This is a genomic window from Nocardioides sp. cx-169 (assembly GCF_021083605.1).
Lineage (GTDB): Bacteria > Actinomycetota > Actinomycetes > Propionibacteriales > Nocardioidaceae > Nocardioides.
The window spans coordinates 348,317-373,025 of sequence record NZ_JAJNRO010000002.1 but is presented as its reverse complement, the minus strand read 5'-3'; the positions used below and the strand labels follow the sequence as shown (position 1 = coordinate 373,025).

Annotated in this window: 26 protein-coding genes and 1 pseudogene; 21 read left to right on the top strand and 6 right to left on the bottom strand. The window is 72.7% G+C overall.

From position 1 onward, the window contains the following. Nucleotides 1-2: 2 nt before the first annotated feature. Genes LRP67_RS03010 through LRP67_RS02990 form a run of 5 tightly spaced genes read left to right on the top strand, consistent with a single transcriptional unit; the run spans nt 3 to nt 4,788 of the window. Nucleotides 3-1,202, top strand: coding sequence for an acyl-CoA dehydrogenase family protein (locus tag LRP67_RS03010; RefSeq protein ID WP_231268709.1), 1,200 nt, complete (start codon nt 3-5; stop codon nt 1,200-1,202). 23 nt (nt 1,203-1,225) lie between these two features. After that, complete coding sequence (locus tag LRP67_RS03005; protein WP_231268708.1) at nt 1,226-2,407, top strand: acyl-CoA dehydrogenase family protein; 1,182 nt, start codon at nt 1,226-1,228, stop codon at nt 2,405-2,407. After that, on the top strand, nt 2,404-3,432 hold the full coding sequence (locus tag LRP67_RS03000; RefSeq protein ID WP_231268707.1) for an LLM class flavin-dependent oxidoreductase: 1,029 nt from the start codon (nt 2,404-2,406) through the stop codon (nt 3,430-3,432). The genes LRP67_RS03005 and LRP67_RS03000 overlap by 4 nt, the downstream gene beginning before the upstream one ends. A 5-nt stretch (nt 3,433-3,437) precedes the next feature. Then, on the top strand, nt 3,438-4,346 hold the full coding sequence (locus LRP67_RS02995; protein ID WP_231268706.1) for an LLM class F420-dependent oxidoreductase: 909 nt from the start codon (nt 3,438-3,440) through the stop codon (nt 4,344-4,346). A 28-nt stretch (nt 4,347-4,374) separates the two neighbouring features. Next, nucleotides 4,375-4,788 (top strand): hypothetical protein, encoded by a 414-nt coding sequence (locus tag LRP67_RS02990; RefSeq protein WP_231268705.1) that lies wholly within the window; start codon nt 4,375-4,377, stop codon nt 4,786-4,788. Between the two features lie 30 nt (nt 4,789-4,818). Here LRP67_RS02990 and LRP67_RS02985 read toward each other — a convergent pair whose 3' ends face one another. Together LRP67_RS02985 and LRP67_RS02980 are read right to left on the bottom strand one after the other, a co-directional pair. Beyond that, nucleotides 4,819-5,580: an SDR family NAD(P)-dependent oxidoreductase gene (locus tag LRP67_RS02985; protein ID WP_231268704.1), complete on the bottom strand. Its 762-nt coding sequence runs from the start codon at nt 5,578-5,580 to the stop codon at nt 4,819-4,821. Further along, nucleotides 5,577-6,878, bottom strand: a complete 1,302-nt coding sequence (locus LRP67_RS02980) for an acyl-CoA dehydrogenase family protein (RefSeq protein WP_231268703.1) — start codon at nt 6,876-6,878, stop codon at nt 5,577-5,579. Before LRP67_RS02980 ends, LRP67_RS02985 begins: the two co-directional genes overlap by 4 nt. Nucleotides 6,879-6,989: 111 nt before the next feature. On the opposite strand from LRP67_RS02980, the gene LRP67_RS02975 reads away from it, so the two are divergent. The 3 genes from LRP67_RS02975 to LRP67_RS02965 are packed head-to-tail and all read left to right on the top strand — an operon-like array spanning nt 6,990 to nt 8,569. Beyond that, complete coding sequence (locus LRP67_RS02975; RefSeq protein WP_231268702.1) at nt 6,990-8,024, top strand: phosphotransferase family protein; 1,035 nt, start codon at nt 6,990-6,992, stop codon at nt 8,022-8,024. Nucleotides 8,025-8,028: 4 nt separating this feature from the next. Next, nucleotides 8,029-8,319, top strand: coding sequence for a hypothetical protein (locus LRP67_RS02970; RefSeq protein WP_231268701.1), 291 nt, complete (start codon nt 8,029-8,031; stop codon nt 8,317-8,319). Further along, nucleotides 8,309-8,569 carry a hypothetical protein gene (locus LRP67_RS02965; RefSeq protein WP_231268700.1) on the top strand — a complete coding sequence of 87 codons (261 nt, stop codon included), beginning with the start codon at nt 8,309-8,311 and terminating at the stop codon, nt 8,567-8,569. Before LRP67_RS02970 ends, LRP67_RS02965 begins: the two co-directional genes overlap by 11 nt. Nucleotides 8,570-8,574: 5 nt before the next feature. Here LRP67_RS02965 and LRP67_RS02960 read toward each other — a convergent pair whose 3' ends face one another. Beyond that, entirely contained in the window at nt 8,575-9,366 is a 792-nt protein-coding gene (locus tag LRP67_RS02960) for an NAD(P)-dependent oxidoreductase (protein WP_231268993.1), read from the bottom strand. 95 nt (nt 9,367-9,461) lie between these two features. Here LRP67_RS02960 and LRP67_RS02955 point away from each other — a divergent pair, with 95 nt between their 5' ends. From LRP67_RS02955 to LRP67_RS02935, 6 genes and pseudogenes are all read left to right on the top strand, one after another. After that, nucleotides 9,462-9,971: a DoxX family protein gene (locus LRP67_RS02955; RefSeq protein ID WP_231268699.1), complete on the top strand. Its 510-nt coding sequence runs from the start codon at nt 9,462-9,464 to the stop codon at nt 9,969-9,971. Nucleotides 9,972-10,047: 76 nt separating this feature from the next. Further along, complete coding sequence (locus LRP67_RS02950; RefSeq protein ID WP_231268698.1) at nt 10,048-11,208, top strand: thiolase family protein; 1,161 nt, start codon at nt 10,048-10,050, stop codon at nt 11,206-11,208. 64 nt (nt 11,209-11,272) lie between these two features. Continuing rightward, nucleotides 11,273-11,884: pseudogene (locus tag LRP67_RS21270) on the top strand (LLM class flavin-dependent oxidoreductase); the annotation flags it as partial. A gap of 124 nt (nt 11,885-12,008) precedes the next feature. Next, the gene (locus LRP67_RS21265; RefSeq protein WP_269211080.1) at nt 12,009-12,299 is read left to right on the top strand and encodes an LLM class flavin-dependent oxidoreductase; all 291 of its coding nucleotides are present in this window, start codon (nt 12,009-12,011) and stop codon (nt 12,297-12,299) included. A gap of 86 nt (nt 12,300-12,385) precedes the next feature. Then, nucleotides 12,386-12,691, top strand: a complete 306-nt coding sequence (locus tag LRP67_RS02940; protein WP_231268697.1) for a hypothetical protein — start codon at nt 12,386-12,388, stop codon at nt 12,689-12,691. A gap of 10 nt (nt 12,692-12,701) precedes the next feature. Continuing rightward, entirely contained in the window at nt 12,702-14,201 is a 1,500-nt protein-coding gene (locus LRP67_RS02935) for a class I adenylate-forming enzyme family protein (RefSeq protein WP_231268696.1), read from the top strand. 106 nt (nt 14,202-14,307) lie between these two features. Here LRP67_RS02935 and LRP67_RS21765 read toward each other — a convergent pair whose 3' ends face one another. Further along, on the bottom strand, nt 14,308-15,384 hold the full coding sequence (locus LRP67_RS21765; protein WP_231268695.1) for an acyl-CoA dehydrogenase family protein: 1,077 nt from the start codon (nt 15,382-15,384) through the stop codon (nt 14,308-14,310). A gap of 91 nt (nt 15,385-15,475) precedes the next feature. Here LRP67_RS21765 and LRP67_RS02925 point away from each other — a divergent pair, with 91 nt between their 5' ends. Further along, complete coding sequence (locus LRP67_RS02925) at nt 15,476-16,255, top strand: enoyl-CoA hydratase/isomerase family protein (protein WP_231268694.1); 780 nt, start codon at nt 15,476-15,478, stop codon at nt 16,253-16,255. 65 nt (nt 16,256-16,320) lie between these two features. Here the strand turns inward: LRP67_RS02925 and LRP67_RS02920 are convergent, their stop codons facing one another. Both LRP67_RS02920 and LRP67_RS02915 read right to left on the bottom strand, forming a co-directional pair. Next, nucleotides 16,321-17,562, bottom strand: a complete 1,242-nt coding sequence (locus LRP67_RS02920; protein ID WP_231268693.1) for a MaoC family dehydratase N-terminal domain-containing protein — start codon at nt 17,560-17,562, stop codon at nt 16,321-16,323. 29 nt (nt 17,563-17,591) lie between these two features. Next, complete coding sequence (locus LRP67_RS02915) at nt 17,592-19,124, bottom strand: class I adenylate-forming enzyme family protein (RefSeq protein ID WP_231268692.1); 1,533 nt, start codon at nt 19,122-19,124, stop codon at nt 17,592-17,594. A gap of 140 nt (nt 19,125-19,264) precedes the next feature. Between LRP67_RS02915 and LRP67_RS02910 the strand changes: the two genes are divergently transcribed. From LRP67_RS02910 to LRP67_RS02885, 6 genes are all read left to right on the top strand, one after another. Beyond that, nucleotides 19,265-20,419 carry an acyl-CoA dehydrogenase family protein gene (locus LRP67_RS02910; RefSeq protein WP_231268691.1) on the top strand — a complete coding sequence of 385 codons (1,155 nt, stop codon included), beginning with the start codon at nt 19,265-19,267 and terminating at the stop codon, nt 20,417-20,419. Continuing rightward, on the top strand, nt 20,416-21,201 hold the full coding sequence (locus LRP67_RS02905; RefSeq protein WP_231268690.1) for a crotonase/enoyl-CoA hydratase family protein: 786 nt from the start codon (nt 20,416-20,418) through the stop codon (nt 21,199-21,201). The genes LRP67_RS02910 and LRP67_RS02905 overlap by 4 nt, the downstream gene beginning before the upstream one ends. Beyond that, nucleotides 21,198-22,361, top strand: a complete 1,164-nt coding sequence (locus tag LRP67_RS02900) for a CaiB/BaiF CoA-transferase family protein (RefSeq protein ID WP_231268689.1) — start codon at nt 21,198-21,200, stop codon at nt 22,359-22,361. The genes LRP67_RS02905 and LRP67_RS02900 overlap by 4 nt, the downstream gene beginning before the upstream one ends. After that, complete coding sequence (locus LRP67_RS02895) at nt 22,358-22,663, top strand: SDR family oxidoreductase (RefSeq protein ID WP_231268688.1); 306 nt, start codon at nt 22,358-22,360, stop codon at nt 22,661-22,663. Before LRP67_RS02900 ends, LRP67_RS02895 begins: the two co-directional genes overlap by 4 nt. Before the next feature lie 74 nt (nt 22,664-22,737). Then, nucleotides 22,738-23,886, top strand: coding sequence for a thiolase family protein (locus LRP67_RS02890; protein WP_231268687.1), 1,149 nt, complete (start codon nt 22,738-22,740; stop codon nt 23,884-23,886). Nucleotides 23,887-23,926: 40 nt separating this feature from the next. Next, on the top strand, nt 23,927-24,694 hold the full coding sequence (locus tag LRP67_RS02885) for an SDR family NAD(P)-dependent oxidoreductase (protein ID WP_231268686.1): 768 nt from the start codon (nt 23,927-23,929) through the stop codon (nt 24,692-24,694). The last annotated feature ends 15 nt before the right edge of the window (nt 24,695-24,709 follow it).

The window sequence follows — 24,709 nt, the reverse complement described above, 5'->3', positions numbered from 1 at the left end:
CGATGAGCACCATGCACACGTTCGGCACGTCCGAGTCCGACGCGTCGGAGTCCGACGAGGAGTTCCGCGCCCGCCTGCGCGCGTTCTTCTCCGAGCGTCACCCCGGGCGCGCGCCGAAGGACCCCGAGCAGCGCCTCGCCTGGAACAGGGCCTGGCTCGCTACCCTCTTCGACCAGGGCTACGCCGGGCCGAGCTGGCCGCGCGAGCACGGCGGCATGGCGCTGCCGTTCGCCCGGCAGGTGATCTACCAGGAGGAGCTCGCCCGGGCCCGCGTCCCCGGTCCACTCGGCACGGGGCTCGGGATCGTGGCCCCGACGATCATCACCTTCGGCACCCCCGAGCAGCAGCAGCGCTGGCTGCCCCCGATGCTGCGCGGCGACAAGGTCTGGGCGCAGGGCTACTCCGAGCCCGACGCCGGCTCCGACCTGCCCAGCCTGCGCACGACCGCCCGGCGCGACGGGGACCACTACGTGGTCAACGGACAGAAGGTGTGGACCTCGCACGGAGCCGTCGCCGACGTGCTGTTCGCGCTGGTGCGCACCGGCACCCAGGAGAGCCGACAGCGCGGGATCACCTACCTCATCATCGACGCCCACGCCCCGGGGGTGGAGATCCGTCCGCTGCGCGACCTGACCGGTGGACACCTGTTCGCCGAGGTGTTCCTCAACGACGTCCGGGTGCCGGTGTCGGACCGGATCGGGGAAGAGAACGAGGGCTGGCCCCTGGTCCGCACCAGCCTGGGCCACGAGCGCGCCGCGGGCGCGATGAACACCGCGGCGCTGTACCGGCGGGTGCTCACCGAGCTCGAGGAACTGGCGCGGGAGCGTGGCCTGCTCGCGGACCCGCTGGTCCGCGACCGGCTCGCCGACTTCGAGATCCGCGTCCGGATCATGCGCTACAACGCGCAGCGGGTGATCTCGGCGATCATCGACCAGGGCGAGCCCGGCCCGATCTCCTCGGTCTCCCGCCTCCTGATCAGCGCCTTCGAGCAGGACCTCCACGAGTTCGCCCTCGACATGCTCGGACCGGCCGCGCTGCTGGACCGCCACGAGCAGGACGCGGTGCAGCGTGGACGATGGCTCACCGGGTTCCTGCGCACCCGCGCCTCGACGATCGGGGCCGGGACCCGCGAGATCCAGCTCAACACCGTCGCCGAGCAGGTGCTCGGCCTACCGCACGACCCGGCGATGCCTCCGCGCTGACCGGCACCCGACAGGAGACAGATATGCGCTTGGAGCCCGAGCCCGAGCTCGAACGCTTCCGCAGCGAGGTCCGGGCGTTCATCGCCAAGCACGCCCCGGCTGGGCGCCGGCATGCCGGGGTGCGGGCGCCGGAGGCCGCGGAGGTCCCTGCCCTGCGCGCCTGGATCAAGAGGCTGTACGACGCGGGGTACCTCGGCCGGTCCTGGTCGGTCGAGCACGGCGGGCGGCCCGGGGCCAGGCCCGAGCACGGCTACATCGTCGCCGAGGAGCTGGCCCGGGCGCGTGCCTGGGGCGAGATCGGGGCTGCACCGCTGGCCGCCGGTGCGTTGCTGAGGTTCGGGACCGAGGAGCAGAAGCGGCACTTCCTGCCCCGGATCAGGTCGGCGGAGGACCTGTGGTGCCAACTGTTCAGCGAGCCGGGCGCCGGCAGCGACCTGGCCGGCCTGAGCACCCGCGCCCGTCTCGACGGCGACCACTACGTGGTCGACGGCCAGAAGGTGTGGACCACCAACGGACAGCACGCCGACGTCGGCTACCTGCTGGCGCGCACCGACGGCTCGGGCGCCAAGCAGGCGGGGATCACCGCATTCGCGCTCGACATGACCGCGCCCGGCGTCGTCGTGCGCCCGCTGCGCGAGATCACCGGCAGCGCCGACTTCAACGAGGTCTTCCTCGACGGCGTCCGGATCCCCGTCGACCGGGTGCTGGGCGGCGTCGACGACGGCTGGCGGGTCGCGAACGCCAGCCTGGGGCACGAGCGCAGCGGAGTCGGTGCGCGTGGCGTCGAGCTGTTTTCCCAGCTGGAGGACCTGCTCGCGCTGGCGCGCGCCGGGGTCGGCGGCTGCGACCTGGCGGACCCCGCCACGCGGCAGCGGATCGGCCGGGTCGCGGCGCAGGTCCACGTCGCGGACAAGATGAGCAAGATGGTGCAGTCGCGGATGGTCAACGAAACCGAGGACGCCGCCGACGCCCCGCTCGCCAAGGTCCTCTACAGCGAGGTGAACCTCGCGATGGTCGAGCTCGGCGTCTCGTTGCAGGGCGTCGACGGCCTGCGGGTCGAGGGCGACGCCCAGGCCTGGGCGGACGGCTGGTGGCAGGACGCGTTCATGTACGCGCGGGCCTACACCATCGCCGGCGGCGCCAACGAGGTCCTCAAGACGATCGTGGCCGAGCGAGCGCTCGGCATGCCGAAGGAGAAGCGATGACGGCCCAGCGCCGGTACGGCCTGCCGTGGCGGGGCGAGGAGGTCGCGCGCGCGGCCGAGGCCGCCGGCTTCGCGGCGTTCACCAGTGGCGAGTTCGTCGACCACGAGGCGTACTCGATCCTCACCGAGATGGCGATGGGCAGCCGGCAGGCCCAGGTCGGGCCCGGCATCGCCTACGCCTTCGCCCGCACGCCGTACGCCCACGCCGCGGGGATCCGCAGCGCCTGGCGGCACGCCCCAGGCCGGGTCTTCCTGGCCCTGGGGTCGGGGGCATTCAAGATCAACCGGGACTGGTTCGGCGTGGACGCCGACCGCCCGGTCGCCAGGATGGCCGACCTCGTCGGCGCCATCCGCGCCTGGCTGCACGCGGAGAACGGACAGCCGGTGCGCCACGACGGTGAGTTCTACCGCATCGACGCCTCGGTCGGCGCCCCCGTGCTCGGACGGATCGAGGTCCCGATCCTGGTCGGCGGCTTCAACCGGCTGATGGCCACGACCGCGGCCCGCGCCGCCGACGGCATCATCGGCCACGGGCTCTTCACCCAGTCGTGGTGGGACGAGGTGATCCGGCCGGCGATGGCGAAGGGGGCGGCCGACGCCGAGAGGCAGGACCCGGCGCTGGAGCACGGCTGGGTGATCACCGCGATCGACGACGACGACCCCGAGCGGGCCATCGAGGACGCCCGGCGGATGATCGCGTTCTACCTCACGGTCAAGACCTACGACCCCTACGTCGAGCACCACGGCTGGACCGGTCAGGTCGCCGCGATCCGGGAGGCGTTCTCGGCGCGCGACACCCGCTCCATGGCGCGGGCCGTCACCGACGACATGCTGGAGGCGATCGCGGTCTGCGGCACCACCGCGGACGGCCGCGCCGCGCTGGCACGGCGGGCGGGCTCGCTGCCCGGCGACGTCGCCTTCCTGGCGCCGCCGTCCTTCATGGTGAGCGAGCGCCGCGGCCGGGGGTACGCGATGGCCAGCCTCGCCCTGGTGGATCCGCCCGCCCCCCCCGACCCCTCCGAGTAGTCCCGATGCGCTACACCGTGGAGTACCCCATCAGCAAGGTCGGCTACGACCCCGCGCTCGTGGCGGCGGCCGGGATGACCCGCGTCGTGCAGGCGGTCGAGGCGCTCGGCTACGACGCGGTGGCCTTCAGCGACCACCCTGCGCCCTCCTACAAGTGGCTGAGCTCGGGTGGCCACGAGTCCCTCGACCAGACCTCCGCACTCGGCTTCTGCGCGGCGGTGACCGCCCGGGTGCGGCTGATGACCTACTCGATGGTCCTGCCGTACCGGAGCCCGTTCCTCGCCGCCAAGGCGCTGAGCACCGTCGACCGGCTCTCCGGCGGCCGGGTCACGATCGTCGCTGGCACCGGCTACCTGCGCTCGGAGTTCTTGGCGCTGGGCGTCGACATGGACCGGCGCAACGAGCTGTTCGACGAGGGCCTGGAGGTGATGCGAGGCGTGTGGACCCAGGTCCCGTTCCAGTTCGACGGCGCGCACTTCACCGCGCGTGGCGTCGCCTCCCTGCCCGCGCCGGTCCAGCCCGGCGGCCCGCCGGTCCTCGTCGCGGGCAACAGCATGCGGGCCCGTCGCCGCGCGGCCGACAACGACGGCTGGAGCCCGCTCATGGTCCGGCCCGAGGTGGCCCGGACCTCGCGCACGCCCGGGATCGCGACGATCGAGGAGCTCGGCCGGCTGATCGGGGAGGTCCGCGAGGACGCCCGGGCCCGGCACGGCGACCAGGCCCGGCGCACCGTCCAGGTGCACACCCCGCAGGCCGGGTTCCCCCAGCAACCGGGGTCCGTGGAGGAGCATCGCGACCACCTCGGCCGACTGGCCGAGGCCGGGGTCGACTCCTTCCTGGTCCGGCCCCCGGGGGAGGACCTCGACCGCACGCTGGACGCGCTCCAGGAGTACGCCGAGACGTTCGGCGTCTGAGCACCCCGACCGATGAAGGGACGCCGACATGGCAAGCATCCACCACCGAGCCCCGCTCGAGGTCTCGGCGGACACCGCCTGGGACTTCCTGGAGTGCTACGCGCGAGCAAGCGTGCACGTGTTCTCCTCGTGCGTCGGCGAGCGCCTGGTCGACGACTTCCGGGTCGTCACCCTCGGCGACGGCACGGAGATCTGGGAGCGCAACGTCACGGTCGACCCCGTGCACCGCCGGGCGTCGTACACGACCCCGGGCCTGCACGACGCCGAGCACCACCATGCCGAGATGCGCATCGAGGAGGGGGCCGACGGGGTCGCCCACCTGGTCTGGGTGACCGACTACCTGCCGCACTCCCTGGCCGAGGACCGGGCCCCCGTCTACGAGGGACTCTTCGGCGACCTGCTGGCCGCGGTCAACGGCCACCGGGGACCGGCCACGGACTGACGTCCCGGCCGCCCCGGTGGCCCGTCGGCCTCAGTGCAGGCCGCCGTCGACGCGCAGCAGGGCGCCGGTGGTGTAGCTGGAGGCCGGGGACGCCAGGTAGAGCGCCGAGCTGACGATCTCCGCGGGGTCGCCGGCGCGGCCGGCGGCGTTCTTCCACGTCCGCTTGTTCTCGTCGGGCCAGTGCTTGGAGATGTCGGTCAGGAACGGTCCGGCCGACAGGGTGTTCACCCGCACCTTGGGCGCGAACTCCAGGGCGAGCACCGTCGTCAGCGCGTTGAGCGCCGCCTTCGCGCCGGCATACGGACCGAACCGGGGCGAGGGGAAGAGCGCGCCACTCGAGGAGATGTTGATGATCGAGCCGCCGTCGCCGTCGAACATCCGCTGGCCGATGAGCGAGCCGAGGCGGAACGGGCCCTTGAAGTTCACCCCCACCACCTTGTCGAACAGCTCCTCGGTGGTCTCCGCGGAGGACGGGGCGAGGGGGGACATCCCGGCGTTGTTGACCAGGATGTCGACCTTGCCGAAGTGCGCGTAGGCCTGCTCGACCAGCGCGTCGCACTCCTCCCAGTGACCGACGTGCGCGGCGGCGGGCAGCGCCCGGCGGCCGAGCGCCTCGACCTCGTCGGCGAGCTCCCGGCAGCTGTCCAGCTTGCGGCTGGCGATCACCACGTCCGCCCCGGCGCGGGCGAAGCCCAGGACCATCTCCCGGCCCAGGCCGCGGCTGCCGCCGGTCACGAGGGCGACCTTCCCGGTCAGGTCGAAGAGCTCGGCGGGACCCGCCCCGGCGCTCACAGGCCGTACTCCGCGAGGATGTCCGCGTACCGCTCGCGGGCCGCGGCGCGCTTGGTCGGCAGGTGCTCGGTCGGGAACAGGCCCGGCGCCGGCGAGTAGTCCTTGAGCACGCTCTTGGCGACGGCGACCTTGTGCACCTCGGTGGGTCCGTCGGCGAAGCCGAGCTGCGGCACCGCGGCCCACCACTCGCCCAGCGGCGTCTCATGGGTGGTGCCGAGCGAGCCGTGGACCTGCACCGCGCGCTGCATCACGTCGTGGATGACCTGGGCCAGCGCGACCTTGGACATCGCGATGTGGCGCCGGGCGGCGCCGTGCGGCTCGTTGTCGATGATCCAGGCGGTCTTGAGCACCATGAGGCGGAACTGCTCGAGCTGGATCGCCGAGTCGGCGATGAAGCCCTGGACGAACTGGTGCTCGGCCAGCGTCTTGCCCTGCGTACGGCGCGACAGGGCGCGCTCGGCCATCATGTCGAAGGCACGCCCGCACTTGCCCACCACCCGCATGGCGTGGTGGATCCGACCCCCGCCTAGGCGGGCCTGGGCGACCTTGAAGCCCTCGCCGGGCTTGCCGAGGATGGCGTCGTAGGGGAGCCGGACCTGGTTGTAGCGGATGTAGCCGTGGATGCCCTCGTCGAGATCGTCGCGCTCGTTGACGGTGCCCACGTTGCGCAGGATCTCGATGCCGGGGGTCTCCGACGGCACCACGAACATCGACATCCGCTCATACGGCTTGGCGTCGGGGTCGGTGACCGCCAGCACGATCAGGAACGAGGCGTAGCGCGCGTTCGAGGAGAACCACTTCTCGCCGTCGATGACCCACTCGTCGCCGTCCAGGGTGGCCCGGCAGGTGAACTCCTTCGGGTCCGAGCCGGCGTGCGGCTCGGTCATCGAGAAGGTCGACACGATGTGCCCGTCGAGCAGCGGCTGCAGGTAGCGGTCGCGCTGCTCCTGGGTGCCGAACATCGCGAGGATCTCGGCGTTCCCGGTGTCGGGGGCGGCGGTGCCGAACACCGTCGGCGCCCAGTAGGAGCGGCCTAGGATCTCGTTCATCAGCGCGAGCTTGACCTGGCCGTACCCCTGGCCGCCGAGCTCGGGACCGAGGTGGCAGGCCCACAGGCCCTGCTCCTTCACCTTCTCGCGCAGGGGCTCGAGGATGGCGCGGGCGGCCCGGTTGTTCACGTCGTACGGGTCTCCGCCGTGCGGGAAGAGGAGGTCGAGCGGCTCGCACTCCTCGCGGACGAACCTCGCCATCCAGTCCAGCTTCTCCTGGAACTCCGGCTCGGTCGAGAAATCCCACATGGTTCGGCTCCCCATCGCACTCAAGCTTGTGTAATCGTCTTACTGAATGCTACAAGATAGTTATTTAACCGAGCAAGCCCGGCGGGCTCCGAACAACGAGGTGGAGACACGATGACAGTAGGTCAGGCCGACCCCGCCTGGATCGAGGAGCTCGGGCGCCGGGTCGAGGGATGTGTCCCCGACTGGGCGCCCTGCGGCCGCGTCCGGGAGGTGCGCCCGCTGACCGGCGGGACCTCCAGCCTGACCTTCCTGGTCGAGCTCGACGGGGTCCCGGCCGCGGACTCCACGGTCGTGCTCAAGGTGGCCCCGCCGGGGCTGGCGCCGGTGCGCAACCGCGACGTCCTCCGGCAGGCGAGGCTGCAGAAGGCGCTGAACGACGCCGGCCGGCCGATCGCCCCCGACGTGCTGTTCTCCGACCCCGGAGCCCCTCCGGCCGTTCCCCCGTTCATGGCGATGAACCTCGTCGCCGGGGAGTGCCTCGAGCCGCTGCTGCTGCCGGCCGCGAAGAGACCCGCCACAGCGCGGGTCCGCTCCCGCTACCTCGCCGCCGCCCGGAGACTCGCCGAGCTGCACCGGATCCCGCTGGCCGACCTCGGCCTGCAGGACGAGCCGGTGGCCGCCCTCGCCGAGGAGATCGATCGGTGGACCAAGGCCTTCCGGACGCTCCCCGAGGGGCTGCGCGGCAACTTCGAGACGGCCGCCGAGGCGCTGCACGACACGATGCCCCAGGCGCTCGCGCCGGTGGTGAACCACGGTGACTACCGGCTGGGCAACGTCCTGTGCGAGGGCGACGACCTGACCGCGATCATCGACTGGGAGATCTGGTCGGTCGGGGACCCTCGCGTCGACATCGCCTGGCTGACCTACTTCACCGACGACGCGGGGCACCCCGCCGCCGAGCCGGGTCCCTCCGCGGGCACTCCCACGGCCCAGGAGGTGGTCGAGGAGTACCAGGAGGCTCTCGGCGAGGCCCTCCCCGACCTGGACTGGTTCCGGGCGCTCACCCGGTACAAGGAGGCGAGCCTCACCGGTCTGCTCGTCAAGCGCGCGCACAAGGACGGACGCGTCCTCTCGGGGGCGATGGCGCGCATGGAGCCGGCCCTCCCGCGCCTGGTCGACGAGGCGCTGGAGCTGGTGGGGCGCTGATGCGATGCCGGTGCACGCGCGCGTCTCCGTGAGCGGGCTGTGCTTCCCGGAGCTGTCGGCGGTCGAGGTGGTCGCCGCGCTCGGCGTCGGCAACACCTCCATGACGGGCACCAAGCTGCGCGAGTCGGGCCCACCGCGGTCCGCGCCGCCGCGCGCCGTCACGGCGTGCGCGTGGTCTCCACCACCGGCTCCCTCGGCCGGGATCGTCGACCCGGGGAGGACCGTTCGGCCGCGCTCCGGCGGGCCAGCGAGGACCTGGGCCTGGCCGCGGCTGCCGGGGCGACGTGGCGCGTGAGACCGGCCTGGTGCACCAGGTCCAGCTCAGCGACATGGTCTTCGGCGACCGGTCCCTGCCCTGCCGGGCCGTCCCTGGCCGGGGCGACCTGCTGCTGCTCGCGCTGCTGGGCTGGCTGGTCGACGCCGGCTACGGCGGTGTCTTCGAGTGCGAGCTCAGCGGCCCGCGCATCGATGCCCTGGTGCACCGTCGCGCCGCGGCGCTCGGTGTCGAGTGGCTGCACGGCGTCCTGGCGGACCTGGGCGCCTGAGGCCGTCAGGCGAGGTCGAGCGGACCCCGTCCCACGACGTCGAGCAGCAGTGCGGCGTCGGCGCCGTGCTCGTCGGCCAGCGTGCGGCACACCGACACGTCCTTGGCGAGGAAGGGCGAGATGATCCGGGCGAACTCGGCCAGGGGCGGCCGCTGCGCGGCCAGCTCCGCGGCGCGGCTGCCGCCGCTCATGTGGCCGAGGGTGGCCAGGAGCGACTCGGGCGCGATGCCGAGACCCTCGCCGAGCCGGGCGGCGGAGGCGAGCAGCTGGGTGTTGGCCGCGAGCAGCAGGTTGTTGACCAGCTTGGTCGACAGCGCGGCGCCCAGGTCGCCGGACTCGAGCACCGCACTCGCGTAGCACCGCACCGCCGCTGCGGTCCGCGACCTCGCCCACGGGGCGCCGCCGAGCAGCACCGTGAGCGCCCCGGCGCGGATGTCGTCCGCAGTGCCGCTGACCGGTGCATCGACCACCTCCACCTCTAGGTGCCGTCGCGCCAGCCGGCGCAGCGTCTCCACCTCTCCGGTGACGTGCGAGGCGAGCACCGCCCCGGGGGGCAGCTCGCGGCAGAGCTCCTCGGCGACCGCGCTCAGCTGGGTGTCGTCGTACACGCAGACGAGCGCGACCTCGCGCTCGCGAGCGGTCTCGCCCAGGTCGGGTGTCGAGCGCACGCCCAGGCTGGCGAGCCGCTCGCGCACCTCCTGCCGCCTGGCGTGGACAATCAGGTCGTGGCCCGCGGCGGCCAGCCGCTCGACCATGGGCAGCCCCAGCCTCCCGGGCCCCACGAAGCCGATCCGCATCGACGGCACGGCAGTCTCCCTTCCTTGTCCTCCTCGGTCCCCGCGTGGCATGATAACGCTAAATCAACTGACTAATTGGACGAGGAATCGGCAACGTGACGGAAATTGACCTCGGGATGCTCCTGATCCGCCTCGCCCTCGGGCCGATGCTCGTCGTTCACGGGCTGAACAAGGTGTGGGGGCCCGGCGGGCTCGCCGGCACGACGGGCTGGTTCGCGGGGATCGGACTGCGCCCGGCCTGGCTCCACGCCCGGGTCGCTGCGGTCACGGAGATCGGGGCCGGCACCCTGCTCACGCTCGGGCTGCTCACCGGCCCCGTCGCCACCGCCTTCGTGGGGCTGATGGTGGTCGCGTGGCGCACCGACCACCGCGGCAAGGGCTACTTCGTGTTCAAGGGCGGCGCGGAGTACGTCGTGCTGGTGGCCCTCATCGCCGTCGGCGTCGCGGCCGTCGGCCCGGGGGAGTGGTCCCTGGACGCGCTGCTCGGCCTCGATGTCTCCGGCGCCGTGTGGGCGACCGTCGCCGGGGTTGGCGGCGTGCTGGCCGCGGGCCTGATGCTCGCCGCCTGCTACCGCCCGTCCGCCCCGGACGCCCCTCAGCCCTGACGCTTCCCCCGAGCGTTCGCCCCGGAGGCGCCGCAGCCCCTGAGCGGGTCGGAACCGTCGAGAGAAGTAGGAAGCCATGACCGAAGCAGTGATCGTCAGCGCCGTCCGCACGCCCATCGGGACCTCCTTCAAGGGGACCCTGCGCGACACCTCCGCGGAGCAGCTCGCCACGGCCGTCGTGCGCGCGGCGGTCGAGCGCTCCGGCCTGGCCCCCGAGGACGTCGACGACGTGATCCTGGCCGAGGAGCTCGCCGGCGGGGGCGACATCGCCCGCTACGCCGCCGTCGCGTCGGGGATGACGGGGGTGCCAGGTCAGGCCGTCAACCGGCACTGTGCCGGCAGCCTCACCGCCGTGGGCAACGCGGCGGCGACGATCCGGGCCGGCATGGACCGGGTCGTGGTGGCGGGAGGCGCCCACGCGGCCTCGATGAACCCGCGTCTCTCGTGGCGGGTCCCCGGCTCCGAGGAGCCCCGCACCGGCTTTGGCCCGACGTTCCCCTACTACGAGGGCGGCAATGACGACGTGGCCGTGACCGTGGGGTGGAACACCGCGCTGGAGGTCGGCATCACCCGCGCCGAGATGGACGCCTGGGCCAAGCGCTCCCACGACCGCGCGATCGCGGCGATCGACGCCGGCGTCTTCGAGGACGAGATCCTCGAGCTCGACGTGACGGTGGACGGCGCGACCGTGCGGTTCGCCGTGGACGAGCACCCGCGCCGCGGGCTGACGCTGGAGAAGCTCGGGACCCTCAAGCCGCTGCGCGAGATCGACGGCTTCGGCATCACCGCGGGCAACGCGAGCGGGATCAACGACGCCGCATCGGCGCTGGCCATCGTGGCCGACGACCTCGCCACGGAGCGGGGCCTGAGCGTCCTGGCCCGGGTCCGGGCGTGGGCGGCGGTCGGCGTCGAGCCGCACCGCACCGGCATGGGCGCCGTGGAGGTGATCCCGAGGGTTCTCGGGCGCGCTGGCATCCGCGCCTCGGACGTGGACCTGTGGGAGATCAACGAGGCCTTCGCCTCGACGCCCATCGCGGCCTGCCGCCGGCTGGGCATCGACGAGGACCTGGTCAACGTCCACGGGAGCGGCTGCAGCCTCGGTCACCCGGTCGCGGCGTCCGGGGCGCGGATGCTCACCACCCTCGCGCACGAGCTGCGCCGCCGCGGCGGTGGCCTCGCGGTCGCCGCGATGTGCGCGGCGGGCGGCCAGGGCGGCGCCGTCGTGATCGAGGCGTGAGTAGCGGCATGCGGGTCGGCATGCCGCTGAAGTACGCCGGCGGCTTCACCGAGACCGTCGCCGAGTGCAGCAGTACGAGGCGGTGGGGCTCGACATCGTCATGCTCCCCGAGGCCTACACGTTCGACTCGGTCAGCCAGCTCGGCTTCCTCGCGGCCCGCACCTCGACCCTGGGCCTGGGATCCAGCATCCTCAACATCTACTCCCGGACCCCCGCCCTCCTGGCCATGACCGCCGCCGGCCTGGACTACGTGTCCGGCGGTCGGTTCGAGCTCGGCATCGGGGCCTCGGGCCCGCAGGTCGTCGAGGGCTTCCACGGCGTCCCCCACTACGCGCCGATCGGGCGGACCCGCGAGGTGGTGGAGACCTGCCGCACGGTCTGGCGGCGTGAGCCGCTCGAGCACGCCAGGCGAGCACTACCACCTGCCACTGGCCCCGAGCACGGCGGCAGCGGCCTCGGGAAGCCGCTGAAGCTGATCAACCATCCCGTCCGGTCCCAGATCCCGATCACGCTGGCCGCCCTGGGGCCGAAGAACGTCGAGCTCGCGGCCGAGATCTGCGACGGCTGGCAGCCGATGTTCTACCTGCCGGAGGCCGCCGGAACCTTCGCCGGCTGGCTGGCGGCCGGAGCGGCGAAGCGGAGCTCGGACCGGGCCCGGCTGGACATCGTGGCGGGCACCCAGATGCTGATCACCGAGGACGCCGAATGCTGGCCGCGGCAGGCGACGCGGTACGCCGGCAGATCGCGCTGTACGTCGGCGGGATGGGTCCGAAGGGGAAGAACTTCTACCACGAGCTGGCCTGCCGCAACGGCTTCGAGGCCGCGGCGGCGCGATCCAGGACCTCTACCTGGTCGGCCAGAAGGAGGAGGCGGCGGTGGCCGTCCCGGAGGAGCTGGTCCGCGGGGCCGCGCTTATCGGGGCGCCGAGCGAGGTCCGCGAGCGGGTCGCGGCCTTCGCGGAGTGTGGAGTCACCATGCTCACCGTCTCCCCGCTCGCCGCCACCCATCGCCGGCGTCTCGAGGACGTCGAGCGCCTGAAGACCTACGCTGCGGATGCGCGAGGTGTGGCGCAGGCCACCGGTAAGCAGTAAACTGATTAAGCAGATTCAACCTACTGAGCGCAGGTGCGACGAGGACCCGTCGAACGACGGGCACCGCCGCAGGGAGGCAGAGAACCGTGAAGCTTCGAGTCGGGCAGACGCTGAGCAGCGCCGTCGACAACACCGCCGTGATCATCACCCGAGCGCCCGAGGGCGACGTGGAGCTCACCTGTGGCGGTGTCCCCATGCTCGCGCCGGGCACCGAGGCGGGCCCGGCGACGGCGGACCCGAACCAGCTCACGGGCACCCTGCTCGGCAAGCGCTACACCGACGACGCCGCGACCATCGAGCTGCTGTGCACCAAGAACGGCCTCGGCACGCTGGCGCTCGACGGGTCGCCGCTGGCCGTCCAGGCGGCCAAGCCGCTGCCGTCCTCGGACTGAGGACACGTCGATGCACCTGACCATGCTCCTCGAGATGGCCGCCGACGGCTTCGGCGACCGGGTGGTCGTGGGCCCTCGAGCCGGCGGCCTCACCGCCTCCGGCCTGGTAGCGCGAGCCCGCTCAGGGGCCGCCATGGTCCAGGAGGCGGGCGCCGACGCGCTCGTGTACCTCGCGGTCAACGGGCCGGCCTTCCCGGTGGCCATGTTCGCCGCGGCCCACGCCGGCGTCCCGCTCGTGCCGCTCAACTACCGCCTCGGTGAGGACCAGCTGCGGGACCTGCTGGCCAAGCACCCGCGGGCCATCGCCATCGTCGACCCCTCGAGCCGGGACGTGGTCGAGCAGGCCGGCATCGCCTGCCTGGACCCATCGGAGTGGCTGGCCGGCACGGAGGCCTCCCGCGAGCCGGACGAGGCGGCCGTCCCCGAGGAGACCGCCGCCGTCATCATCTACACGAGCGGGACGACCTCGGCGCCGAAGGGCGTCCTGCTGCGCCACGCCAACCTGGTCTCCTACGTCTTCGGCACCGTCGAGTTCGCCGGCGCGGCCGAGAGCGAGGCGGCGCTCGTCAGTGTGCCGCCGTACCACGTGGCGGCGGTCGCGAACGTGATCACGAACCTCTTCGCCGGGCGGCGCACGCTGGTGCTGGAGGCGTTCACCCCGGAGCAGTGGCTCGAGACCGTGCGCACCGAGGCGGTCACCAACGCCCTGGTCGTGCCGACCATGCTCGCGAGGATCATGGACTGCGAGGCCGACATGGAGGTCCCGTCGCTGCGCGCCCTCGCGTACGGCGGCGCCCCGATGCCGGCGCCGGTCATCGAGCGGGCGCTGGGCACTTGGCCGCACGTGGACTTCGTCAACGCCTACGGCCTGACCGAGACCAGCTCCACGGTGGCGGTCCTCGGACCCGAGGAGCACCGCGCCGCGGTGGCCTCGAACGACGCGCGGGTCCGGGCGCGGCTCTCCTCGGTCGGCCGCGTACTGCCCGGCATCGACCTCGAGATCCGCGGCGCCGCCGACGAGCCGCTCGAGCCCGGCCGGACCGGGCGGATCTGCGTGCGCGGCGAGCAGGTCTCGGCAGAGTACGCCGGGATCGGCCGCGCGGTGGACGAGCGCGGGTTCTTCGACACCCGCGACGAGGGCTACCTCGACGAGGAGGGCTACCTCTTCGTCGGCGGCCGGGTCGACGACACGATCATCCGCGGCGCGGAGAACATCGCCCCCGCCGAGATCGAGGAGGTGCTGGTGCGCCACCCGGCGGTGTTGGACGTCGTCGTCTTCGGGGTGCGGGACCAGGACTGGGGGCAGCGGATCGAGGCGGCCGTGGTGGTCCGCCCCGGCATGGCGATCGCCGAGGAGGAGCTGCGCGGCTTCGCCCGCGACATCCTCCGCTCCAGCAAGACCCCGGAGCGCTTCTGGTTCTGGGACGAGCTGCCGCGAACCGAGACCGGCAAGCTGCTGCGCCGCCGGGTCGTCGAGCAGGTCGAGTCGCTGCAGGGCGAGCCGGTCTGACCTGCCGGGAGGCACGGACGGACCGGCGGACCCCGTCGGGTCCCGCCGCGACACAGACTGACAGGGCTGCCTCTCCGGGGGGGGAGGCGGCACCGTCGCAGGAGGGCTACTCGATGAGGGCGACGATCCGCTCGTGGAGCTCAGCCGGGCTCCCGTGCCGCGCCTCGTCCACCTTGGCCCTGCGCAGGTACAGGTGCAGGTCGTGCTCCCAGGTGAACCCGATCCCGCCGTGCGTCTGGAGCGCCTCGCCGGCCAGCCGGGCGATCTCCGGGCCGCTGAACGCCTTCGCGACGCTGGCGGCCAGCGAGGCGTCGGCGGCCCCCGAGTCGAGCGCCATCGCCGCGTAGTACGTCGACGCGCGGACCCCCTTGGTGATGGTCAGCATGTCGGCGAGCTTGTGCTTGACCGACTGGAACGCGCCGAGGGGGCGACCGAACTGCTCGCGGACCAGGGCGTGCTGCACCGTCATGGCCAGCAGCGCCTCGCCGGCGCCGAGCGCGTCGGCCGCGACGAGGACCATGGCCGCGTCGAGGTACCAGCGCACCTCGGCAGGCTCGCAGACCAGCACCCGGTCCCGGGGCAGGCAGGTGCCGGTGAAGGAGACGTCGTACCACCCGCGGGTCTGGTCCAGCCCGGCGTTGCGACGTAGACCGACCTCGCCCAGCGAGGCGGCGTCGACCAGCACCAGCACGTCGCCGTCGGGGCCGGTCGCGCTCACCAGCAGCACGTCCACGGACCCCGCGGCCTGTACGGCGGCGGCGGCTCCGTCGAGCACGACGTCGTCGCCGTCGACGGACATCAGCACCGACCCGTGGTGGGCCCACCCGGCCCGGAGGCCGCCCTCCAGCAGGCCCTCCAGCACGTCGCCGGCGACGCCGGTGGCGCCGGCCGCCAGGGCTCGCGCGACGAGCGCCGTCTCGACGACCGGTCCCGGAGCGACCGCGCGCCCGAGCTCCTCGGCGACCAGGCACAGCTCGACGAGTCCCTGGCCGGCCCCGCCGGCCTCCTCGGGCACCACCAGGCCGGTCCAGCCGAGCTCGGCACCGCGCCGCCAGAGCTTCTCGTCGAGGTCGCCGGCCGACTCGGCGAGGGCCCGGACCGCGGTGGCTGGGCAGTGGGCAGAGAGCATGGAGCGGGACACCTCGCGGAGCATGGCCTGCTCCTCGGTGAGCTCGAAGTCCACGTAGTCATCTTCCGGTGAGAGGTTAGAGGGTGCACTAGCTCTAATGGAATAATATTATCTAACTGTTTCACACCTCGGCAAGGAGAGCCAGATGGTTGACCCGTACCGGACCGTACTCTTCGACGTGTCCGACCACGTCGCGACGGTGACGCTCAACCGGCCCGACCGGATGAACGCCTTCGATCAGACGATGGTGGACGAGTTCCGCGAGCTGTGGCACCGCGTGCGCCAGGACGACGACATCCACGTCGTGGTGCTGCGCGCCGCGGGGGACCGCGCCTTCTGCACCGGCGTGGACGTGGGCAAGGGGCTCGACAAGGCGGAGAACGTGTGGAGCCGCGAGGACCCCGGGCGCGGTCTCGGGCCGAAGCAGAACAAGGTGTGGAAGCCGGTCGTGGCCGCGGTCCACGGCCTGGTCGCCGGCGGCGCCTTCTACTGGCTCAACGAGTCCGACATCATCATCAGCGCCGACGACGCCATGTTCTTCGACCCGCACGTCAGCTACGGGATGACCTCGGCGCTCGAGCCGATCGGACTGGCGCGGCGCATCCCCCTCGGCGAGGCCCTGCGCTGGGCCCTGATCGGTCTCGACGAGCGGATGTCGGCCGAGCGGGCGCGCGAGATCGGCCTGGTCTCCGAGCTCGTGCCGTACCCCGGGCTGTGGGACCGGGCCGACAAGCTGGCGCGGATCATCGCCGCCAAGCCGCCGGTCGCGATCCAGGGCACGGTCAAGGCGATCTGGGAGACCCTCGACCTGGACCGGGAGACCGCCCAGGCGGTCGGGTTCGACTACACCGTCATCGGGAACCCGATCGGGATGTCGCAGGTCTCGAGGGAGACGTTCGTCAAGCCGGAGTGGCGCCTGCGCTGACCCGGCGCACCGTCCGCCCCGGGTGGGGCGGACGGTACGCAAGCCGGGCTCCGGCCCGGGCGAGGTCAGGCGTGGCGGGCGATCTCCAGCTCGAGCAGCTCTTCGAGCCTGTCGGCGGGCGGAGCGGGCAGCTCCACCGGCGCCTGGCGCGTCGGCAGGAGCACGACGGCCGTGCCCGGTGTGGTCGTCTCGCCGCGCTGGTTGAAGCAGCTGACCTCGAGGTGCACCTCGTTGCGGCCGTCGACCTGGACCTTGTCGACCACCTTGCCGCGCACCCAGGTGGTGTCGCCGATGTAGTTGAACTTCCGGTGCTCACAGCGCAGCGAGAACAGCCAGCCGTCGTCGCCCATCCAGTCGGTGACGGCGTGGGTCAGCCAGGTCTCCCGCATCGCCCCGTAGTCGTAGCTCATCGGGATGCCGAGCTCGCGGGCGCGCTCCGGCTCCCAGTGCAGCCGCTGGACGGTGTCGGGGATGTTGCGCGGGTTGCGCGGGTAGAGGCCGGGCGCCTTGCGGCGCACCCGCCGTGAGATGCCGAAGGCGCCGGGAGGGGTCAGCTGCATCCCCCAGCCGGTGTGCCACACGACGACGTCGGTCACCGTGAGTGGGCCCTTGACCCGCTCCTGGATCTCCTCGCCGACGACGACGTCCTCGAAGTAGAGGGTCTGCGCGCCGCGCCGGGCCTCGGCGTCGTAGCAGGCGTCGATCTCGGCGAGCTGCTCGTCGGTGTAGGGGTCGAAGGTCAGCGGATCCTGCTTCTTCGCGGTCTCCCTGGTCGCGTGCCGCTCGGCGTTGATCCAGGTGCCTCGCTGGATCGCCACGACCTGCCCCTCCCCGTTGGCGAAGAGGAAGTCGTTGGTCACGTGCGCGGTGCGCCCGCCGAAGCGGCTGGCCTTCTCCTGCACCCCGACCTGGGCGCGGATCATCTGGCAGCGGTCCCCGTCGCGCAGCGGGCGGTAGTACTCGAACTCCATCACGGCCTGGTAGGAGCCGAGGCCGGCGAACGGGTCGCCCTTGAGCAGGGCGCGCTGCTCGGGGGTGGGGTCGCCGACGGCGCTCTCGCCCATGCAGTACAGGAAGTTCGGCGGGGCGATCAGGCTGCCCCACCGCGTCTTACGGGCGTACTCGGGGTCGCAGTACAGCGGGTTGTCGTCGCCGTAGCCGTAGGCGAAGTGCCGGGTGGCGTCCGCGTGCACCTCGGTGATGTGCGGCGGCCGCAGGCGCTGCGGCACACCGGTCCGCTGCCGGGCCCTCTCGAAGGACGAGGCGTCGAGGACGCCGTACCCCTGATCCTTCTCGTTCGTCGTCACGGCGATCTCCTCTCGCTGGTGGGGGATGGTCAGGTCTTGTCGGCGCCGGCGACGAAGAGCTCGCGCACCCGTCCCCGGCTCACCTTCAGCGACGGGGTCCGGGGGAGATCGCCGACGATCCGGAGCGCGACGGGGCGCTGGTAGCGGGTCAGCCGTCGGGACAGGAAGTCCATCAACTCGTCCTCCTCCGCCGGACCGGAGAGGGTCACCGCGACCACCGGAACCTCGCCGAGACGGTCGTCGGGAAGCCCGACGGCGGAGGCCTCGAGGACGGCCGGGTGCTGCTCCAGCGCCTCCTCGATGACCGTGGGCGGGATCTTGAAGCCACCCCGGTTGATCGCGTCGTCGAGCCGTCCGTGGATGTAGAGGAAGCCGTCCTGGTCGAGCGAGGCGAGGTCGGTGGTCCGCAGCCACTCCCCGTCCCGGGTCGGCACCTGGCCGCCGCGGGCGCACAGGACGCCGATCTCGCCGGCCGCCAGGGTGTGCCCCTCGTCCCGGTCGACGACCTGCAGCTCGATGCCGGGGTGTGCGCGGCCCACGCTGCCGCGCTTCTGCGAGCCCCACTTCTGCTTGTCCCGCAGCGACCACCCGGCGACGGCGCCGGCGAACTCGGTGGCTCCGTAGGTCGAGAGCACCGGGATGCCATACCTCTCCTCGAAGGCCTCGGCCAGCTCGGGGGAGAGGGGAGCGCTGCCCGAGCCCACGGCCCGGATGCTCTCGAAGGTCGACGACGGCAGGTCCGCGTCCAGCACCATGCGCAGCGCGGTCGGCGCCAGGCGGACGTGCGCGGGCCGGTGGCGGCGCACGACCTCGGCCCATCCCTGGACGTCGAACCTCTCCAGGAGGGCGACCGTGCGGCCCTCGACGGCGTGCGCGATGACGAAGTACAGCCCGCTGATGTGGGCCAGCGAGGCCCACAGGATGGCGGTGCGGGAGTGCAGGCGGGGCTCGGACGCATCGTCGACCTGGGTGCCGGCGGCGCGGAAGGCCGCCACCATCTGCAGGTAGGAGAGGGCCACGCGCTTCGGCCGCCCGGTGGTGCCGCTGGTCATCATCAGCACCGCGAGGTCGCCTGCCGGCCGGGCCGCGGGCTCGGGCGTCCCCTCGGCCGGCAGCGGCGTCAGGGCGCGGTCGGCCCCGCTGCGCACCACGATCGCGCCGACCTGCTCGGCGGCGTCGCGCAGGGAGTCGCGCGACCAGTCGTCGTCCTCGGCCACGATCACGTCGGGCGCCAGGTCGATGACGTCCTCGGCGAGCCCGGCGTCGCCCAGGTGGGGGCTCAGGGTGATCAGCGCCCGCCCGCCGGCGATCGTGGCCAGGACCGCGCACAGCGGACCGGGGCGGTTGCGCAGCACGATGCCCACCCGGCGGGCCTGCGGGTACGGCGCCAGCATGGCGTCGAGGTCGTCGATGGCCTGGCGCACGTGCTGCCACGTGTAGGTCGCGTCGCCGAAGGTGAAGGCGGTCGCCTCGGGATCGACGGCCGCCACCCGACGGATGCGCTGGGACAGCAGAGCACGGGCCGTGTCCTCGGCGCGGTTCGCAGAGTCGGAGGTGCTCATGCTGGCCTTTCGGAAGACGGCAGGGCCGGGGCGTCCCGGGCGCGTGGCGCGGGCTGGCAGGTCCAGGGGCGCCGATGACCGTCGAAGTATAGGTACAATCAGATAACTAATCCAAGGCTATCGAAGAATAGGTGAGGCACATGTCGACGGTGCACCTCGATGAGGACGAGCAGTCCGTGCGCGACGCGGTCCGCTCGTTCCTGGACAACAAGGTGGCCCCGGTCGTGGCCGAGCACGAGCGTGCCAAGACCTTTCCGTGGGAGCTCCTCGCGCAGCTCTACGAGTTCGGCTACGTCCGCGGCGGCGTCCCCGAGTCGGAGGGCGGCGACGGCCTGACGATGATGATGCAGGCCATCTTGATGGAGGAGGCCGGCCGCTGCTGGGGCTCCCTGCGGACCACGGTGAACGTCCAGGGCATGGTGGCCCGCACCCTCGCCGCCGCCGGCAACGACGAGCAGCGCGCGCGCTTCCTGGAGCCGCTGCTCGCCGGGCGGCGCTTCGGCTGGTTCGGCATGACCGAGCCGGGCGCCGGCTCGGACGCGGGGGCGCTGCGTACGACGGCGCGGCGCAAGGGCGACGGCTACGTCGTCAACGGCAGCAAGCTCTACATCACCAACGCCCTCGGCTGTGACTTCGGCATCCTGTTCGTCCGGGCCATCGACGAGGACGGGACCGACCACGGGGTCACGGCGCTCCTCGTCGACTCGGCCCAGTCGGACTTCGGCGTGCACGACATCCCGCACATGCCGCTGCGCTCGACCACGAGCTGCGAGCTGACCTTCGACAACACCTACGTGCCCGCGGAGAATGTGCTGGGCGAGCTGGGCGGGGGGCTGCGCCTGGGCATGAAGGCCATCAACGCCGGCCGCCTGAACATGGCGATGGGCGCCGTCGGCCTCTCGCAGGCGTGCCTGGAAGCGGCGATCGCCTTCTGTCAGCAGCGCGAGCAGTTCGGCAAGCCCATTGCGGCCTTCCAGCTGGTCCAGCAGATGGTCGTCGAGATCGCGACCCTCACCGAGACTTCGCGGCTGCTCGGCTACCACGCGGCGCGCACCCTCGACGCCGGTGGCCCGGGGCGCTACGAGTGCTCGATGGCCAAGCTCTACTGCGGGGAGTCCGCGGGGCGGGCCGCGACCCTGGCGCTGCAGATCCACGGAGGTGCCGGCCTGATGGAGGAGTCGCCGGTCGAGCGGTACTTCCGCGACGCCCGCGAGGCGACCATCCCCGAGGGCACCAGTCAGATGCAGATCCTGCACCTAGGCAAGGACCTGCTCGGCCACTCGGCCATCCGATGAGCGCGGACGCGGCGGGCGCCGCCGAGGACGTCGTCGTACGGCGCGAGGGAGGGGTGCTGGTCCTCACGATCAACCGACCCGCCCAGCGCAACGCCATCAACGGGGCGGTCTCCCAGGCGGTCGCGGCCGCGCTGGACCTGCTCGACACCACGGCGGAGCTGCGGGTCGGGGTGATCCACGGCGAGGGGCCGACCTTCTGCGCCGGCATGGACCTCACGGCCTTCGCGGCCGGCGAGGTCACCCGGGACCCGGTGCGCGGGTTCGCGGGCATCGTGGAGAAGCCGTCGGCCAAGCCGCTCATCGCCGCGGTCGAGGGCTGGGCGCTCGGGGGCGGGTTCGAGATCGTGCTCGCCTGCGACATGGTCACGGCGGGCGAGGGCGCCCGGTTCGGGCTCCCCGAGGTCAAGCGAGGTCTGGCGGCGCGCGGCGGCGGCGTCTTCCGGCTGCCGCGCCGGCTGCCGCGCGCGATCGCGATGGAGCTCCTCCTGACCGGCGAGCCGATGGGTGCCGCCCGGGCGGCTGAGCTCGGGATGGTCAACCGCGTGGTCGAGGACGGCGCGGCGCTGGCCGCGGCGCTCGAGCTCGGCCGGACGATCGCGGCCAACGCGCCGATGTCGGTGCGCGCGTCCAAGCGGGTCGCGCTGGACTCGGCCGACTGGCCCGAGGCGGAGTGCTTCGCGCGGCAGCGCGAGCACCTCGAGCCGGTGTTCGCCTCGGAGGACGCCGCGGAGGGGGTGGCAGCGTTCAAGGAGCGCCGCGACCCGGTCTGGAGCGACCGGTGACCGAGCCGACGGCGGCGTCGCCGGGCCGTGCTCTGAGCGGCACCACGGTCGTGTGCCTGGCCAGCCTGGGGCCGGTGCCGTACGCGACCATGCTCCTGGGCGACCTGGGGGCGAGCGTGATCCGCGTGGACCGCGCGGACCGGCCCGGCGGGGTGACCGGGCTGCGCCTGGAGGACGACCCGCGCACCCGGGGCCACCGCGGCATCGGGATCGACCTGCGCCAGTCCTCGGGGCGCGAGCTGCTCGCGTCGCTGCTCACGCGGGCCGACGTATTCCTCGAGGGGATGCGCCCCGGTGCCGCCGAGCGTCTGGGCCTGGGGCCCGACGACCTCCTCGCCGCCGACCCGCGCCTGGTCTACGGAAGAGCCACCGGCTGGGGACAGACCGGGCCCCGCGCGCTGCGGGCGGGCCACGACATCAACTACGCCGGCCTCGCCGGCGGCCTCTACCCCGTCGGGCCGGCCGACCGGCCGCCGTACCCGCCGCTGAACATGCTGGCCGACTTCGGCGGCGGCGGCACCTTCCTGGCACTCGGCGTGCTCGCGGCCCTCCTGCAGCGCGGCAGCACCGGGCGCGGCCAGGTGGTGGACGCGGCGATGGTGGACGGGGTCGCCTCCCTGACCGCGATGATGCAGGGCATGGTCGCGGCGGGGCTGTGGAGCGATCGCCGCGGGGACAACCTCCTCGACGGGTCCGCCCCCTTCTACCGGGCCTATGAGACCTCCGACCGGCACTTCGTCGCCGTGGGAGCGCTGGAGCCGCAGTTCTACGCCGACCTCCTCGACGGGCTCGGGCTGGTCGCCGAGGAGTGGCCTCAGCAGGACTCCGAGCGGTGGCCAGCGCTGGAGGAGGAGCTGGCCCGGATCTTCGGCTCCCGGACCAGGGCGGAGTGGCAGTCCGTCTTCGACGGGCGCGACGCCTGCGTCACGCCCGTGCTGTCGCTCGCGGAGGCGGCCGCGTCCGAGGAGCTGCGGGCGCGCGAAACCTTCGTCGACTGGCGCGGGGTGCCGCAGCCGGCGCCGGCGCCGCGGCTCTCGGCGTCCCCTCCGGTCGACCTGCCCCGCAGCGGCTGGTGCAGCCACACCGACCAGGTGCTGGCGGAGCTCGGCCACAGCGCCCCGGAGATCGCAGAGCTGCGCGAGAGGAAGGTCGTCGCATGAGCGAGCACGACGGCAGGGTCGCGCTGCTGGCGGTGCGCGGGCTCACCGCGTCGTTCGCCCACGAGTTGGGGGGCGACCGGATCCGGGTCAACGCCATCGCGCCCGGGCTCATCTTCACCGACACGATCCGCGCGGAGCTCGCGCCGAGCGACGTGACGAGGGTGATGGGGCAGCAGGTGCTGGCGCGCGAGGGCGAGGAGCGCGACGTGGTCGAGGCCCTGCTGTACCTCGTCTCCGACCGGTCCTCCTTCGTCACCGGGGAGACCCTGCGGGTCACCGGCGGCTTCGCGCTGTCGGTGTAGGCGGTTGACACCCGCCGGCGCTCAACCTAAATTCAGATAAATAATTATGCTGTATGACTCGAAGGGAACATGTCGTGCGTGATGCGGTCATCGTCGAGGCGGTTCGGACACCGATCGGGCGGCGCCACGGCACCCTGAAGGACCTGCACCCGGTCGACCTCGCCTCGGACGTGCTGAACGCGCTGATCCAACGGGCGGGCATCGAGCCGAGCGTCGTGGAGGACGTCATCTTCGGCTGCGTGACGCAGATCGGCGACCAGTCGACCAACGTCGCGCGCCTGGCCGTCCTGGCGGCGGGGCTGCCCGAGTCGGTCCCCGGCGTCACCCTGGACCGCGCCTGCGGCTCGAGCCAACAGGCCCTCAGCTTCGCGGCGGCCAGCGTGATGGCCGGCCACTACGACCTGGTCGTCGCGGGTGGCGTGGAGTCGATGAGCCGGGTCCCGCTGGGCTCGGCGCGCACGGTGGGTGAGCCGTTCGGGCCCCGGGTCCGCGAGCGCTACCAGCGCGACAGCTTCAGTCAGGGCGAGGGCGCCGAGGCGATCGCGCGCACCTGGGGCCTGAGCCGCACCCGCCTCGACGAGTTCGCGCTCGAGTCGCACCAGCGGGCGATGACAGCGACCGACGCCGGCGCGTTCGCCGGGCAGCTGGTCCCGATCACCGGACCCGGTGGCACCCTCTCGGCCGACGAGGGGATCCGGCGCGACACCACGCTGGAGAAGCTCGCGTCGCTGAAGCCCGCCTTCGCCGAGGACGGAGTGATCCACGCCGGCAACAGCTCCCAGATCTCCGACGGCTGCGCGGCCATGCTGGTCACCACGAGCGAGCGCGCCGCCGAGCTCGGGCTGCACCCGATCGCTCGGTTCCACTCGGGCGCCGTGGCCGGCGACGACCCGGTCACCATGCTGACCGCCCCGATCCCCGCGACCGCCAAGGTCCTGGCCCGGGCCGGGCTAAGCATCGACGACATCGGGGTGTTCGAGGTGAACGAGGCCTTCGCGAGCGTGCCGATGGCGTGGGAGATCGAGACCGGCGCCGCGCACGAGCGGGTTAACCCGCTCGGCGGAGCCATCGCCGTGGGCCACCCGCTGGGCGCTTCCGGGGCGATCCTGATGACCCGGATGGTCCACCACATGCGCGACCACGGCATCCGCTACGGCCTGCAGACGATGTGCGAGGCCGGCGGCATGGCCAACGCGACCATCGTCGAGCTGCTCGACGCCTGACCCTCCCGACCGTTCCCACCCCTTGCACAGGAGCACTCCCATGAAGCTCGACTCCGTCTCCGCCTTCGTCACCGGCGGCTCGTCCGGCCTCGGACTGGCGACCGTCCGGCGCCTGGTCGCCGCGGGGGCCAGGGTCGGCGTCGCCGACCTGAACCCGCCCTCGGACGCCGACCTCGCCGAGCTCGGGGACGGCGTCGTCTTCATCCCGACCGACATCACCGACGAGGACGGCGTCAATCACGCCCTCGACGCCGCCGAGGACGCGCACGGCACCGTGCGCGCGGTCGTCCACTGCGCCGGACGCGGAGGCGACCGGGTCCGGATCCTGGACCGCGAGGGCCAGCCGGGCTCGCTGGAGACGTTCGGCGACGTGGTGAAGGTCAACCTGATCGGCACCTACAACGTCCTGCGGCTCAGTGCCGCGCGCATCGCCCGGGCCGAGCTCGTCGACGGCGAGCGCGGCGCCATCGTGATGACGGCCTCCGTCGCGGCCTTCGACGGTCAGATCGGCCAGACGTCGTACACCGCCTCCAAGGCCGCCGTCCACGGAATCACGCTCGTGGCCGCGCGCGACCTGGCCAGTCGGCAGATCCGGGTCAACACCATCGCCCCCGGCGTGTTCGACACCCCGATGCTCGCGCGCCTGCGCAGCGACATCCGCGAGGCGCTGGAGAAGACCGTGCCGCACCCGAGCCGGCTGGGCGGGCCCGACGACTACGCGCACCTCGCGCTGAGCCTGCTCGAGAACAGCTACGTCAACGGGGAGACGATCCGACTCGACGGCGCGATCCGGATGGCGCCGCGCTGACGGGTGCTACCCGGG